Origin of the sequence: Limosilactobacillus reuteri, assembly GCF_002254085.1 — a bacterium.
GTDB lineage: Bacteria > Bacillota > Bacilli > Lactobacillales > Lactobacillaceae > Limosilactobacillus > Limosilactobacillus reuteri_K.
In genome coordinates, this window is the sequence record NZ_NGPY01000055.1 from 25,345 (window position 1) to 37,816 (window position 12,472).

Annotated in this window: 17 protein-coding genes; 7 read left to right on the forward strand and 10 right to left on the reverse strand. The window is 35.0% G+C overall.

Annotated elements, in window-relative coordinates; genetic code table 11:
• Positions 1–58 precede the first annotated feature (58 nt).
• Together CBG10_RS08455 and CBG10_RS08460 are read right to left on the reverse strand one after the other, a co-directional pair.
• Positions 59–1,090 carry a DUF3114 domain-containing protein gene (locus CBG10_RS08455; RefSeq protein ID WP_094512331.1) on the reverse strand — a complete coding sequence of 344 codons (1,032 nt, stop codon included), beginning with the start codon at positions 1,088–1,090 and terminating at the stop codon, positions 59–61.
• Positions 1,080–1,535: a GNAT family N-acetyltransferase gene (locus CBG10_RS08460; RefSeq protein WP_065867086.1), complete on the reverse strand. Its 456-nt coding sequence runs from the start codon at positions 1,533–1,535 to the stop codon at positions 1,080–1,082. The genes CBG10_RS08455 and CBG10_RS08460 overlap by 11 nt, the downstream gene beginning before the upstream one ends.
• 136 nt (positions 1,536–1,671) lie before the next feature.
• Here CBG10_RS08460 and CBG10_RS08465 point away from each other — a divergent pair, with 136 nt between their 5' ends.
• A complete protein-coding gene (locus tag CBG10_RS08465; protein ID WP_065867087.1) occupies positions 1,672–2,379 on the forward strand; it encodes a Bax inhibitor-1/YccA family protein in 708 nt (235 codons plus the stop codon).
• Positions 2,380–2,516: 137 nt separating this feature from the next.
• Here the strand turns inward: CBG10_RS08465 and CBG10_RS08470 are convergent, their stop codons facing one another.
• Complete coding sequence (locus CBG10_RS08470) at positions 2,517–3,086, reverse strand: hypothetical protein (protein ID WP_019251474.1); 570 nt, start codon at positions 3,084–3,086, stop codon at positions 2,517–2,519.
• Positions 3,087–3,299: 213 nt separating this feature from the next.
• Here CBG10_RS08470 and CBG10_RS08475 point away from each other — a divergent pair, with 213 nt between their 5' ends.
• On the forward strand, positions 3,300–3,734 hold the full coding sequence (locus tag CBG10_RS08475; protein ID WP_094512332.1) for a LytTR family DNA-binding domain-containing protein: 435 nt from the start codon (positions 3,300–3,302) through the stop codon (positions 3,732–3,734).
• The gene (locus tag CBG10_RS08480) at positions 3,731–4,177 is read left to right on the forward strand and encodes a DUF3021 domain-containing protein (RefSeq protein WP_094512334.1); all 447 of its coding nucleotides are present in this window, start codon (positions 3,731–3,733) and stop codon (positions 4,175–4,177) included. Before CBG10_RS08475 ends, CBG10_RS08480 begins: the two co-directional genes overlap by 4 nt.
• A 7-nt stretch (positions 4,178–4,184) precedes the next feature.
• Here the strand turns inward: CBG10_RS08480 and CBG10_RS08485 are convergent, their stop codons facing one another.
• Positions 4,185–5,111: an N-acetylmuramoyl-L-alanine amidase gene (locus CBG10_RS08485; RefSeq protein ID WP_094512335.1), complete on the reverse strand. Its 927-nt coding sequence runs from the start codon at positions 5,109–5,111 to the stop codon at positions 4,185–4,187.
• 165 nt (positions 5,112–5,276) lie between these two features.
• Between CBG10_RS08485 and CBG10_RS11555 the strand changes: the two genes are divergently transcribed.
• A complete protein-coding gene (locus CBG10_RS11555) occupies positions 5,277–5,447 on the forward strand; it encodes a hypothetical protein (protein WP_225361525.1) in 171 nt (56 codons plus the stop codon).
• Between the two features lie 111 nt (positions 5,448–5,558).
• Positions 5,559–5,795: a hypothetical protein gene (locus tag CBG10_RS11560; RefSeq protein WP_225361527.1), complete on the forward strand. Its 237-nt coding sequence runs from the start codon at positions 5,559–5,561 to the stop codon at positions 5,793–5,795.
• 328 nt (positions 5,796–6,123) lie between these two features.
• Here CBG10_RS11560 and CBG10_RS08500 read toward each other — a convergent pair whose 3' ends face one another.
• The 4 genes from CBG10_RS08500 to CBG10_RS08510 all read right to left on the reverse strand — a co-directional run bounded on the left by CBG10_RS08500 (position 6,124) and on the right by CBG10_RS08510 (position 8,828).
• Entirely contained in the window at positions 6,124–6,777 is a 654-nt protein-coding gene (locus CBG10_RS08500; protein WP_094512336.1) for a nitroreductase, read from the reverse strand.
• Positions 6,778–6,860: 83 nt separating this feature from the next.
• A complete protein-coding gene (locus CBG10_RS11565) occupies positions 6,861–7,109 on the reverse strand; it encodes a hypothetical protein (protein WP_225361529.1) in 249 nt (82 codons plus the stop codon).
• 9 nt (positions 7,110–7,118) lie between these two features.
• Positions 7,119–7,400, reverse strand: a complete 282-nt coding sequence (locus tag CBG10_RS11570; RefSeq protein WP_225361531.1) for a hypothetical protein — start codon at positions 7,398–7,400, stop codon at positions 7,119–7,121.
• A gap of 96 nt (positions 7,401–7,496) precedes the next feature.
• A complete protein-coding gene (locus CBG10_RS08510) occupies positions 7,497–8,828 on the reverse strand; it encodes a dihydrolipoyl dehydrogenase family protein (RefSeq protein ID WP_094500957.1) in 1,332 nt (443 codons plus the stop codon).
• 433 nt (positions 8,829–9,261) lie between these two features.
• Here CBG10_RS08510 and CBG10_RS08520 point away from each other — a divergent pair, with 433 nt between their 5' ends.
• Positions 9,262–10,092 (forward strand): Rpn family recombination-promoting nuclease/putative transposase, encoded by an 831-nt coding sequence (locus CBG10_RS08520; RefSeq protein WP_225360000.1) that lies wholly within the window; start codon positions 9,262–9,264, stop codon positions 10,090–10,092.
• A 45-nt stretch (positions 10,093–10,137) separates the two neighbouring features.
• Here CBG10_RS08520 and CBG10_RS08525 read toward each other — a convergent pair whose 3' ends face one another.
• Together CBG10_RS08525 and CBG10_RS08530 are read right to left on the reverse strand one after the other, a co-directional pair.
• Complete coding sequence (locus CBG10_RS08525; protein ID WP_094500959.1) at positions 10,138–10,689, reverse strand: hypothetical protein; 552 nt, start codon at positions 10,687–10,689, stop codon at positions 10,138–10,140.
• A gap of 316 nt (positions 10,690–11,005) precedes the next feature.
• The gene (locus CBG10_RS08530; protein ID WP_094500961.1) at positions 11,006–11,329 is read right to left on the reverse strand and encodes a multidrug transporter; all 324 of its coding nucleotides are present in this window, start codon (positions 11,327–11,329) and stop codon (positions 11,006–11,008) included.
• Positions 11,330–11,620: 291 nt separating this feature from the next.
• On the opposite strand from CBG10_RS08530, the gene CBG10_RS08535 reads away from it, so the two are divergent.
• Entirely contained in the window at positions 11,621–12,472 is an 852-nt protein-coding gene (locus CBG10_RS08535) for an ABC transporter ATP-binding protein (protein ID WP_094500963.1), read from the forward strand.

Below are 12,472 nucleotides of genomic sequence, written 5' to 3' on the forward strand. Positions count from 1 at the left end.
AACTTAATTATTTTACTGGATAATAACTTTAACATAGATTAACGCTTTCTGTCCTTAATTATATCAATCTCCGCCACCAAGGAACATAAAATTGCTGATACGCTTTATTCTTAGCAAAGAAATGATTAATTCCGCTATTTTTACAATGATGTTCTTTTAATGAATTGACATAATCAGCATAAGCCTTTATTCGTTGCGAATCTGGAACACCTCGCCATGCGATAACATCCTGCATATTTTTTACTAAGTCAGCATAATTACCGCCATCATCATAATCACTAGGTGCCTGCCAATATTTTTTAGCGACCTTTCGAAGCTGACTATCGGTTGGTTGAGTAATATCAAGACGTTGATGAGTGTGCCGATATTTACCAGTTATATAATAATCTCCATAGGGAATTCCATAGTTAAAAGATTCTGTATCCGCAATTTGCCGTAATTGATTGGTCGAATAATGTGTGGGGTCTGAATCAACCCTTCCTTGGTTATCAAAGCGATAAATATTCCATTGACTAATAAAATTTCCTGTTTCGATATCAACAATAAATTCAATCATTCGGGCTGGATTAGCATACCGACGATACGAATTACGAACTAATTGAACCTTCATATTCGAGGGGTAAATAAATTTATGATGGTAACGATTATGGTAATTAGCACCAGTTTTAAAATCCAATTTAAAGTGATTGTCGTGAGCATAGGAAAGCAATCGTTGAAAATCTGTCGCTTCTGGTGAAAGAGAAGGGCACTGATATCGACGAATAAAAGCGATGTTTTGCCGATCAAGATAACTGCGAAATAAATGAATTTTGCGTCCTAATAAATCTGCTTTTAGCCCTTTCTTCCCTGAATAAGCCGTCACAACTAGATCACGAAAATAAGGATAGAAAAAACTGGTGGGGGCTAACTGCGGTGAAAATTGATATACAGTTGGTGAAAATTGAAGAAATCCATAGTTATCAATATAAGCTTGTAAATGGTGATTAATAATTAAGTCAAGCTGTTTATGAGCATTAAGGCCGCTTTGTTTCAAGGTTCTTATATAGTTAATAGAGCCAATTTGATTTGCTTTCATTATATTATTTGTCATAAATATCGTTTAACGGTTCATGAACCATCGTAACATGCTCACGCTCAGCCTCTATAAAATGGTCACCAACAGATGCAAAACCATATTTTTTATAAAAGTCTTCAACATAGGCTTGAGCATGAATAGTTATCTTAAAGTTGGGGAAATTCACTTTGATTCCACTTAATAAATGTTCAATAATCTTTCCACCTAAACCAATCCCGCGTGCTTGTGGAGCCACAACTACGCGGCCAAAAGTTACAACATCATTCTGAATAAAATAACGTGCATAGGCCACTACTTCACCATCAGCAGTCGCAAAAACATGATGCGCAATTAAGTCGCTATTGTCTGGATCAGGATAAGAACTCTGCTGTTCTCCATTAAAAACTTGTGCTCGTAACTTAAGAATGGCAAAAAGTTCATTAACTGTTAGTTCAGTAAATTGTTTATCAAACACTTGCATAATTTATCCCTCCTATAATTTTATATATTATACAAAAATTAGTAATTTAGCATAGTTTTTCCGCAAAACAATTTTATTATTAAATTTTTGGAATATAATAAAGGTAAAGATTTATTTGTGAAGGGAGCGTTCAATAATGGACAATTTTTCACCTAACCGTCGAAACGTTGTTGATATTACCGGCTTAAATAAGTTTTTAACAAAAATGTATGGTTTAATGACCCTGGCAGTATTGCTTTCTGCTTTAACCGCTTGGCTCGTAATGACTGTTTTCGCTCAGCAATTTACTGCTTTTATGGTCAATAACCGCTGGGGAATGTGGTTAATTATCCTCTTGCCAATCATCCTGACGTTGGGGATCAATTTTAATGCTACTCGTAGTCCTGGTCTTTGTCTGTTCCTATTAATTTTAACAGCGATCGTCTACGGAATTACCTTTGCTTTTATCGCAGGCGCTTATGCTGGTACTGATATTGCAACAGCCTTCGTTTCCTCAGCGGGTGTATTCTTAACAATGGCAATTATTGGTACTTTTTCTCACCGTGATTTTACGCGACTTGGTTCTTATGCCAGTGCAGCCTTAATTGGCTTGATTATCGCCATGCTGGTTAACTTTTTTGTCCAAAGTCCAATGATTAATTATCTGCTTTCGATCGTTGCCGTAATCATTTTTACAGCGTTAACTGCTTGGGATGCGCAACGAATGAAAAATATCTATATCGAATGCAATGGTCAAGTCTCATCCAATGGACTGGCTGTTCTTGGCGCTTTACAACTTTACCTTGACTTTATTAATCTCTTTATTAGTTTCTTAGACATTTTTGGATCAAATAATGAAAGATAAAGACATGAAGATGTACAGCTTACCTAACTATTAATAACAAAAGAGCATTATGCTCATCTGTTATTTTCTTCGCATTTTTAACAGTATACGGCTTGCTTAAAACACACTTTTTAAACAAAAAGGGTCAGTGAAAAATACTAGTTTTTTCCTGACCGTTTTTTCTTAGCGTATTTTTTCCAAACTAATGCCTCTTTAATGCAGGGATAGTGATGAATAAGGATTAAAGTGTAGGTACCAGTCGTAACTGTGAGCAATAGCCAAATTACCCAACCATTATCTGGCAAAAACTTAAAACGTTCTCGTAAAACTTCATCTAACAATTCAAATAAGAGACCTTTGAACGTCATCCTTAGCCCTAAAAGTCGATCTGTCGTAACTTCAACCATAAATACAAGGGCAAATCCATATAAGTAGGCCCAACCACGACGATATTTAAAGATATGATTACCGTATTTATCCTTTTTCGCTGTCTTAACAATGCGAACGCTAAAGGTTTGAAACCAGCCAAGCATGATGCCGATTAAAATTAAAACAATTGTAACCATCAAATGCCATTCCTGTTGCTCCGTAAAGATCGAAATAATGGTCATGACTAATGCATAAATCGGAATAATTATAAAACTAGTCTTAGTCACAGATTCAAATTGAAATGTTCCTTTAATGAAGTTATATAAAATCAGCAAACAAAAAATTATTAAGAGAGTCATTAACCATCCCTCCTAATATAAATATAGGATAGATTTTAATAACTCTCCACTATTACACCTTTAATCGGATAAAAAAATTTTCTTTATAAAAAACTAAACGACCAATAATTTAAGGAATTTTGCCATTTGCTGTAAAGTTTTGACCACTTATTACATATACAATGTAAGCAATGGTAAATCTAATATACTTAGATTAGAAAGGAAGTGAGGATTATGAAAGTAAACTGTCATATCGACCCTAATATTGAAGAGGAGCACCTTGAGTTATTTGTCCGTGAAATGAATCCTGAAATTAGCAACCTCTTAAAAGGTTTCACGAACACCGAATCAGTATTATGGTGTTATGACCGAGATCAAATTATCCCTATTAAATTCCCTGACATCTTTGAATTAACTGTTGCTAAGACCGGTACTAAAATTTTAACAAAAGATCATACCTACTTTTATCGTAAACGGTTATCCCACTTCAAAAGCGATCTTCCAAATGACTTTATTGAAGCATCTGGTAGCACTATTTTTAATTATCATTACCTTGATCACCTTGAGTTATTAGATAATGGCTTGATAGATGCAATTTTAACGAATGGTAGCCATATTCAGATTTCACGACGAAAAATTAAAAATTTGAAAGCGAGGTTAGGACTATGAAAAAATATATCAAATATACGATTGGTTTCTCAGGAATCGGAGTTCTAATTGGTCTAGCAATCTCTTTAGTCTTCAACTATCTTAATGGCAGTACCATCTACTACCCATCATCCCCTAATTTTGTTAACCAATTCGCTCATCCCCTTAACAGCGTAACTGTTTCCGTTGTTTTATGGATGCTAATCGGCTGTGTTTTTGGATTTGGAAGTTTAATTTTTGAACTTAAAAATTGGTCACTGCTAAAGAAAACGATCATTAATTTCTGTGCTTACTATGCTGGCTTTGCGCCATTAGCAATCCTATGTGGTTGGTTCCCGCTGACTTGGATTAATTTTGCTATTTTCACGCTTATTTTTATTATAATTTATGCCATAATTTGGAGCCTTAATTGGTACTCAATAAAAAAAGAGATCCGCTCAATTAATCAGCAACTCAAAAAATAGTTTTTACTTACATTTCATTATAGTAAGCCTGCACTAGTTCAACAAAATCATTAATTATATAGCTTGTATCAAATAACTTACGAGCCGATGTCGACCAATAAGAAACTGGGTCTTGGTGATCAGTTCCACCAAGATAACTTGAAACCATTGCGTGTGTCCAAACAGTTCCGCCACCATCTTTGGTTCCCTTCGTCACGGGCAAATTATTCTGTTTTAAGATATAGGCTGTATAGTAAGCAGCATTGCCAAGCTGTTTTGCAAAAGAAGCTGCGGTATATTCATGTGGCATTTCAAACTGGACAAAGTATGGATTAGCATTTGGTCCTGCACCTTCTGCCATATATTTTGTATCAGCGATATTCAAAATTTGTTGATTATCAATAAATGTATGAACAAAAACCTGCGTTGAGCTATAATTCTGCTTCATATAAGAAACTTCGCTATTAGTTGTTGTATTTTCATTTCCAGTATCGTGAATTACGACCCCACGAGGAACACCGGAAGAAGTACTATAACCTCGTTGTTCAAATATACTGGATATTTGTTTCGTGATTTTAGCATGAGGTAAGCCTGATTGGTTAAGATAATTATTTATAGTATTATCCATTTTCAATTCTATATCTGTTGTTCTAACGAAATAGTTTTTACCGTTGTAGTTGATTCGTGCAAATGTTTCTTTATTTTTATTAGCTGAAGTCAAATAATAACGATTAACTTTAACTGTCACTTGTTCTGGAAGACTAACCCGTTGAATTGCTGAAAGTGAATTATATACTTTTGCGCCAATGTTTAACATCGCTGTTTCACTAACAGCATATGAATTACTGACCTTTCTCATATGATGAGAATAAAAGAAACTTCCGCCGATTATTGTTGCTACGATTAAAATAAGTGATAAATGTATTAAATTTTGTTTTTTCCTTCTCTTTGCCATACTAGTTATTGTAACGAATAAACTTGAATTTTGTAGGAAAAACTAATTATTTACAAGTTAAAAACCTCCACTCGAAAAAACAGGTAAGACAATTAACCGGATTAGAAATCTTATTGAAAAAAATAGAATTGGCCGATTAATTAGGAATTGATGCATACGCTATCGGTGAACACACCGCATGCAATGGCTCCTGAAAGAATTAAAATTATGGCTGGTCGTGGATCATTTACTGAAGCTTTTGACTTATTTGGTTATGATCTTGATAATTATGATGAACTATTTAATGAAAAATTAGATATACTAGTTGAAATTAACCGGAACGAAATTCTTGATTGACCAAAAGTTGACTACATTGTAATTATCCCCGACCAAAGAAGCCATTGAAAATATCACTAGCTACTGGTAACAATCCTAACTCAACCATTAGAGCGGCCGAAATGGATTGGCATGACATATGAACAATACCTTGAAAGTATTGGCGAAAATGGTGTTATTTTTGTCGGAGATGCCGATACGGTTGCTGACAAGATTATTAAAATGATGGAATTACTTGGTTTGAAGCGTTTCTACCTCCACTTACCAATTGCCTCAATGCCCCATAAAGATGTATTAAAAGCAATCGAAATTTACGGAAAAGAAGTTGTACCAAAAGTCAAAAAATATTTCAAGGACAAAAGTAAATAGAATGACTTTTCAATTAAATGGAAAGAATAAAAAGATAGACGCCGATGAGAAAAACTTTTCCTCACCCGCGTCTTTTTATTATTAGGGCTTAATATTCTCAGTTGAAAGTCTGTACCGTTCAAATAGAACTGGAAATATGTTGAAGGAACATTTCCCAGGAAATAATCATCTAACGGCATTTTTAATTAAAAGATAATTAGGATTAAGATTATTCTTTTCAGACCGATCAAGAAATTTTACTTCAGTGATTCCATATTCCCCTGCTTGAAGCCTAATCTTTCCTAAAGGCGAAGAGTAATTAAATCTTGCAACATTATGCCCTTCCTATTTAGTTAAAATGCAAAATTTCATTTACAGGACAACGCTCTGAATGGTAGCTATTAATTGTTGTATGAGCCGAATACCCAAGCGAGATACCAACAATAAACCGTTCATCGGCTGGCACATCTAAAGTTTGGTGAAGAATAGCCGGGAAACGAACACTGTTATAGGTTGGAATCGTTCCCAAGCCATAAGCAGTTGCGGCTAACATAATGTTTTCAGCAAACAAGCCCGCATCAAAAATCGACCAATCTGGTGAAGCTTTAGGAATAGTAATATAAAGAATTACTGGCGAATCATATAAAGTATTACTAGCATTTGTCATGTTTTCATGAGCTACATCAAAATTAGCAAAGTGATGAACAATCCCATGACGCCACTGCTTCATGTTAGCTTGAGTTTGCAGTGCCCAATCTTCACGGCTCATCACTGGCAAATCTGAATCCCCTTGATTACCTGCAATATCTTGGTCACTATAAGCATTCTTAATTGCTTGTAATGTATCGCCCATCGCACAATATACTTGCCAAGGTTGAGAGTTTACCCATGATGGAGCACGTTGAGCTAATTCAACAATTTTAGTAATCATCTTCTTTTCAACTGGTTTGTCCGTAAATTGACGAATTGAATGGCGTTGATTAATTGCATCTTGTAAATCCATTAGGTGATTCCTCCTAAATTACATACTCTTACTAAAGTTTAGCATATTTAGGTTTACTTTAATAAAGTCTTGTATTGGTCACTTTATTTCTTTCGCCGCACTGCTTCCCTAATCTTGGGATAACGAACCATTAAGCAGGCTCCATAGGTAAAACTAGTTGCCACATTTAACACCCATATGAACCAAGCGTTGTGACTGCGGAAAAAGGCGATTGCGGATAAGTCTTTTAGAACCTCTTCAAACAGTTCATGTGATACTTCCGTCGTGTCAATATGCGCACCATAAAATACTTCAACACTAATCCCAATTGCAAATGAAACAAGCCAGCCCACAAGATACGGTCAATTTCTCTTAACCTTCAAAATCGGTCGCTGATGGGAATCTAGTTTGTTGGTATCCTTGATTTGCGTCTGACTAGCTTGAAGAAAACCAATTGAACCTCCGAGGATTAAAAGAATAATTGTAAGGCCAAATGCTGTTAAAGATCTAACGTTTTCTAAACTCAAGACCATCATAATTGCGGAATAAATAGGAAGAATTACCAATTCAAACCGCGTTACCTTTTCATATTCAAAGGTTCCCTTAATAAATTTATAAATTAATAGAATTACAAATATAGTCATTGATAATACCCTAGCTTTTAAGTTTGTATTTGTATTGTACTATATGACAAAGAGGAAAAAAATCTCTTCCGAATTCACAGAAGAGATTTTTATTACTTAAGGTAACAATCCAGCAACCTTATCACCTAATGTTGGATAAATCGCCATTACTTTTTGGCGATACTCCTTCCCATTTATTTTTAAACCAATAATTGGCAAGAAGTTATTAATATCATCAGTCGCGTAATCGCCAATTTCACTTGCCCCTACCAATTGCTGATCTTTAAAGATTAAAGTAAGGGTACTGATTTGATCGTTTTGACCCGCGTAAAGGCTACCATATTTTAGTGAAACTTTCTTAATCTGATAATTGGAATCATTCACAACATCATCGGGATTAACACCAGCGCGAGCTACTTCAGGAAAAGTAAAAGCAGCTTGACCAATTGTCGGGTAAACAATATCTTGATTCGTTTTACCTGTTAAGTAGTCAAAAAGATATTGGCCTTCAAATTCGGCGACCGGTGTTAATTTAGGTTGTTTCCGATTAACAACATCCCCAATTGCGTATACACCGTCAACTGTTGTCATCAAGTGACCATCGACATTAATACCATGACGATCATATTCAATATCAGTATTTTCAAGCGCTAATTTTTCGATATTGGGATGACGACCAGTTGCATCAAGTACATAGTCAGTCCGTATTTCGCCATGATCGGTCGTAACGAGCAAGCCGTCTTTACCTTGGCTTACTTTTTGCGTATCAGTATTAAAGCTAAATTTTATTCCCCGTTGCTGCATCGCATTAACTAGCGCTTCATCTTCCGTCTTTGTAAATTCACGAAGGACGCGGTCAGAATGAACAACGATTGTTACTTCAGCGCCAGCAGCTGCTACAAGGGTTGCTAACTCTAAGCCAACAAAGCCAGCACCGATTATCATAATCCGTTGTGGAAGTTCTTTTAACGAGAGGAGGTCATAGCTGGTATGAAGATATTCTTTACCAGGAATATCCAGAATATTTGGCGTTTGCCCCGTCGCAATGATAATATGATTGGCTTGGTATTGGTGACCGTTTACAGTAATAGTATGGTTATCAACAAAACTTGCGTAGCCGTCTTCAATATCATGATTTTTCTTAATAATATTGCGAGTTTCATCTGGCCATGGATCGAACCGCTTAAGCTTAGTCTGCATTAATGCTTCCCAATCTAATTTTGCTGGTTGACCAATGCCTCGACCGAGAAGTTGCTGAGATTGGAGGACAGTCCGGGCAGCTCCTTCTAGAAAAATTTTTGGCTCGCATCCATAATTAGGACAAGTACCCCCATATTCGAAGCCCTCGATTACCAATACTTTATGGTCAGTTTTAGCCAAAAGATTAGCCATTTTGTAGGCTGCTGGTCCTGATCCAATCAGAATATCATCATACTTTTTCATATTCATCCCTCCAGATTCTTACATTATTGAATCAAGTGTAACTTAAGTAGTGAAAAGAGTACAAACGTTTTGTTTCGTCGTATAAAAATATTAATCAAAACTCAGATGTGTGGCTTAGTCGTGATTCTCTGGATTACAATAGGCTATTCTCTTTCATTTTCGCTAGCCATCAGATCAGTCATCAAGTACCTAATGAGCTTTTATTTGGTGGCAATTTGCACCTCTTGCTTGTTCAGATCTTCGTTACCTTATTGATAATTATTTTTATCAGTGTGATGGATATTATCTTAATAAAACTGCTCTCAATTGTTTTACCGGTTTCGATTGATAATGAAAAACTGGCGGCGATTCAAAGTAAGTGAACTTAAATTTTTGCTGCAAAATTAGATTATTTACGTATATATTCCTTTAGAAGCAAAAATACATAAGGAGTAAATTTATGAATAATCTATCACGAGAAGAACAAATTGCCTTAATCTATGATAAATGGCAAAAGATGACAATTACTAGTGATCCAATGTTTGGACTAGTAATGCAAAATAAAGAAATCTGTTTAGAGTTAATTAATAGAGCCCTGCCAAATATTAAAGCAAAACAGATTATCCAGTTAGACACCCAAAAAAATATTAATATCGTTAGTGCCCATCGTGTTCGCTTTGACGTTTATGTTCGTGATGATAAAAATAATATCATTGTCATTGAGATGCAAGTTAATAATCAAAATAACATACCAGCACGGTTACGTTATTACCAAGAACAGGTTGATCATGAGCTATTAAGACCTGGAGATAATTACTCAGTACTCAATAATTACCCTACTTATATTATTATGTTTTGTAATTTTGATTATTTTAAGCAGGGATGGGCACGATATGAATTTAATCTTACGTGTACTCGAGACCATAACCTGAAATTTGGTGATAATCGGACTGTCGTTATTTTCAATGCCCTTGCTAAAAAATTTGATAAAAATGATGAACCGATTAAGAACTTCCTTGCTTTAATGCGTAATCAAGGCGACAATAAGAATAGATTTATTGCACAAATTCAAGGCGAAATTGATAAAGTCAAACAAGATCCAGAAAGGAGAGATGGCTTTATGAAGTACGAATTGAACTTGATGGACGCTAAAATGGAAGTTCGCGAGGAAGACATAAAAAAGCTAATTGACTCTCTTTATGAACTCAATATTAAACCAGAGATCGTTAAACACAAAGTTATGGAAAAATATAATTTAACTGATAATGCATATGATAAATTTCTCGAATAATAAAAAGAGTGCGTACAAATGAACTTTTTGTATAGCACTCTTATTTTATTGATGTGTCCGATACCCAACTGCCTGGGCATCAGCTAATGAATCGAAATAAACCACATTTTCAGGAGCAATTCCAGGATCAGGATATTGTCCTGGCAAGTAACAATACATTGTAGAACTATCACCAATAATTGAATTTGGTTCATAATTACCGGGATCAACCCATGGCTCTGGTTCCTTTGGTGGGGTTATCGTTCCATTATTAGGCTGCTGAATTGTTGAAGAGGCTGTCTGACTATTATTATTTGGATAACTCTTCTCATTATTCGGTTGCTGAGACTGTTGCGCGCTTATCGAGTTCGCTGATTGATTATTACTATTACTGGAAGATTTAGTAGCAGAACTATCTTTCCCTTTATTCTTAGATTCTTTTGTCGACTTTTTCTTCTTATCTGATTCTGTAGTTGTTTTAACGACTGAATCTCTTTGAGTTTTCTGTGCCTGATTATGGTTACTAATAAACCATCCCCCACCAACTAGTAATAGTGCAACTACTATCCATAGCCATGGACGGCGGTAAAATGGTTTCTGATGTTGCTTCCTGTTCATAACTAACCTCCCTTATATCTGGACTTTATATTTGTATCAATTATTTTCTGCTTTTATTATATAAAATCTACATACGGACAAGATACTGCATTTACAAAAGATTAATGCGGTTAATTAATTTTTAGAAGATTAGTTATAGGATATTCATAATTTAAAAAGCCAAGCAACAGCCACCTTCTCTAAAGAACTTAGTAATTACTTGGCTTTCTATTAAAATTTATTCCATTGCGGGGAGATTGGTCTCTGTTCTTTACCTATTTCCATGTAGTTTAACTTCATTTTGGCTAGCTATTGTTATTACTTTCGAAACTTTAGATTAGCCAAATCGTTTAACAACATCATTAATCCCGTCTCTTAATTCTTCACTAAAACCATTTAAATCTTCATCTGTAATTACCTTCTCTGATATTAACTGCAGTAAAGTTTGAAACATGGAGTTTTTCGATACCTCAACAATAACCCCCGGCGATTTTCGATCTGCTTTTATTCGTTTTTCCAACTTCCAAAATTTATTTGATGGCGAACCATCACCATTTAATATTCTTTTGTATTCTTGGTTAAGTCGATTCATATATCTTTCTTGCCATTCTGGAAGCAACTTGTTGAATAATTGCCAGTCACTTTTAGAAATATTATTCATTTCCCCTTACCTCGTTTTTACTTTAATTATACGATAAATTGCTTTATGAAATTCAACTTCTTTTGTGCCTTATACTAACACCAAAGCCTACTCCCACCCCAATATGGATCCACATTCAAAGATGGTATTAAAGTTTACATAGCACTCAGCTCTTCGAATTTGGGTGCTATTTTTAGTTAACCATAATTGCATTTCATAATCATATATTAACCACTTATCTTTCTATCAATCACAAATATTGTTTTTACTGATATATTCACACTATCAAATATATCAGGAGGCATTCTAATCATGTTAATTAAGGCAAATAATCTTACTAAAAGATACGGAACAAAATTAGCTCTAGATAACGTAAATTTACAGATCGATCGTGGTCAATTAATTGCTTACCTAGGTACTAATGGTGCAGGAAAATCAACTACTATCAATCTTCTTACTGGTTTAATGACGCCAACCTCTGGGATGATCGCACGCCGTCAAGGAATAAAAATTGGCGTTGTCTTCCAAGATAGCATTCTCGATAAAGAGCTTTCAGTTAAAGATAATCTTAACTTTAGATCAAACTTATATCATGAAGACCATACTGAATGGGTTCACCAGTTAATTAGCCTAATGGGCCTCACCCATTTTCTAAATCAGCGCTATGGAACATTATCTGGTGGACAGCGACGCAGGGTTGATATCACTCGTGCCTTGATTACCGACCCAGATATTCTTTTCCTTGATGAACCGACAACTGGATTGGATTTACAAACGCGACTTGTTATTTGGAACCTCCTTCAAAGGCTACAAAAGGAACATGGTCTAACTATTTTTCTAACAACTCATTACTTAGAAGAAGCCGAAAATGCCGATCAAATGTATATCTTAGAAAACGGCAAAATTTTAGTTTCTGGCTCAGCAACCGATATTAAACAACGTTATGCACCAACTAAATTAGTGGTTACAACAAATGGACATAAGCTACAAACTAACTACCCTGAGAAACAATTAACACCTCAAAAATTTTCTTTTGATGGTCTTAATTGTTCAGAAGTTATTACATTACTACATAGCAATCAAGAGTATATCATTAACTTCTCATATACCCCCGGTTCAATTAACGATGCTTTTGTCAAAATTACCGGAAAGGAGCTTCAATAA

What these genes read in the sequence shown, in the direction of transcription:
- CBG10_RS08455 (WP_094512331.1), bottom strand. Translation starts at nt 1,090, where the DNA reads ATGACAAATAATATAATGAAAGCAAATCAAATTGGCTCTATTAACTAT.
- CBG10_RS08460 (WP_065867086.1), bottom strand. Translation starts at nt 1,535, where the DNA reads ATGCAAGTGTTTGATAAACAATTTACTGAACTAACAGTTAATGAACTT.
- CBG10_RS08465 (WP_065867087.1), top strand. Translation starts at nt 1,672, where the DNA reads ATGGACAATTTTTCACCTAACCGTCGAAACGTTGTTGATATTACCGGC.
- CBG10_RS08470 (WP_019251474.1), bottom strand. Translation starts at nt 3,086, where the DNA reads ATGACTCTCTTAATAATTTTTTGTTTGCTGATTTTATATAACTTCATT.
- CBG10_RS08475 (WP_094512332.1), top strand. Translation starts at nt 3,300, where the DNA reads ATGAAAGTAAACTGTCATATCGACCCTAATATTGAAGAGGAGCACCTT.
- CBG10_RS08480 (WP_094512334.1), top strand. Translation starts at nt 3,731, where the DNA reads ATGAAAAAATATATCAAATATACGATTGGTTTCTCAGGAATCGGAGTT.
- CBG10_RS08485 (WP_094512335.1), bottom strand. Translation starts at nt 5,111, where the DNA reads ATGGCAAAGAGAAGGAAAAAACAAAATTTAATACATTTATCACTTATT.
- CBG10_RS11560 (WP_225361527.1), top strand. Translation starts at nt 5,559, where the DNA reads ATGACATATGAACAATACCTTGAAAGTATTGGCGAAAATGGTGTTATT.
- CBG10_RS08500 (WP_094512336.1), bottom strand. Translation starts at nt 6,777, where the DNA reads ATGGATTTACAAGATGCAATTAATCAACGCCATTCAATTCGTCAATTT.
- CBG10_RS11570 (WP_225361531.1), bottom strand. Translation starts at nt 7,400, where the DNA reads ATGACTATATTTGTAATTCTATTAATTTATAAATTTATTAAGGGAACC.
- CBG10_RS08510 (WP_094500957.1), bottom strand. Translation starts at nt 8,828, where the DNA reads ATGAATATGAAAAAGTATGATGATATTCTGATTGGATCAGGACCAGCA.
- CBG10_RS08520 (WP_225360000.1), top strand. Translation starts at nt 9,262, where the DNA reads ATGAATAATCTATCACGAGAAGAACAAATTGCCTTAATCTATGATAAA.
- CBG10_RS08525 (WP_094500959.1), bottom strand. Translation starts at nt 10,689, where the DNA reads ATGAACAGGAAGCAACATCAGAAACCATTTTACCGCCGTCCATGGCTA.
- CBG10_RS08530 (WP_094500961.1), bottom strand. Translation starts at nt 11,329, where the DNA reads ATGAATAATATTTCTAAAAGTGACTGGCAATTATTCAACAAGTTGCTT.
- CBG10_RS08535 (WP_094500963.1), top strand. Translation starts at nt 11,621, where the DNA reads ATGTTAATTAAGGCAAATAATCTTACTAAAAGATACGGAACAAAATTA.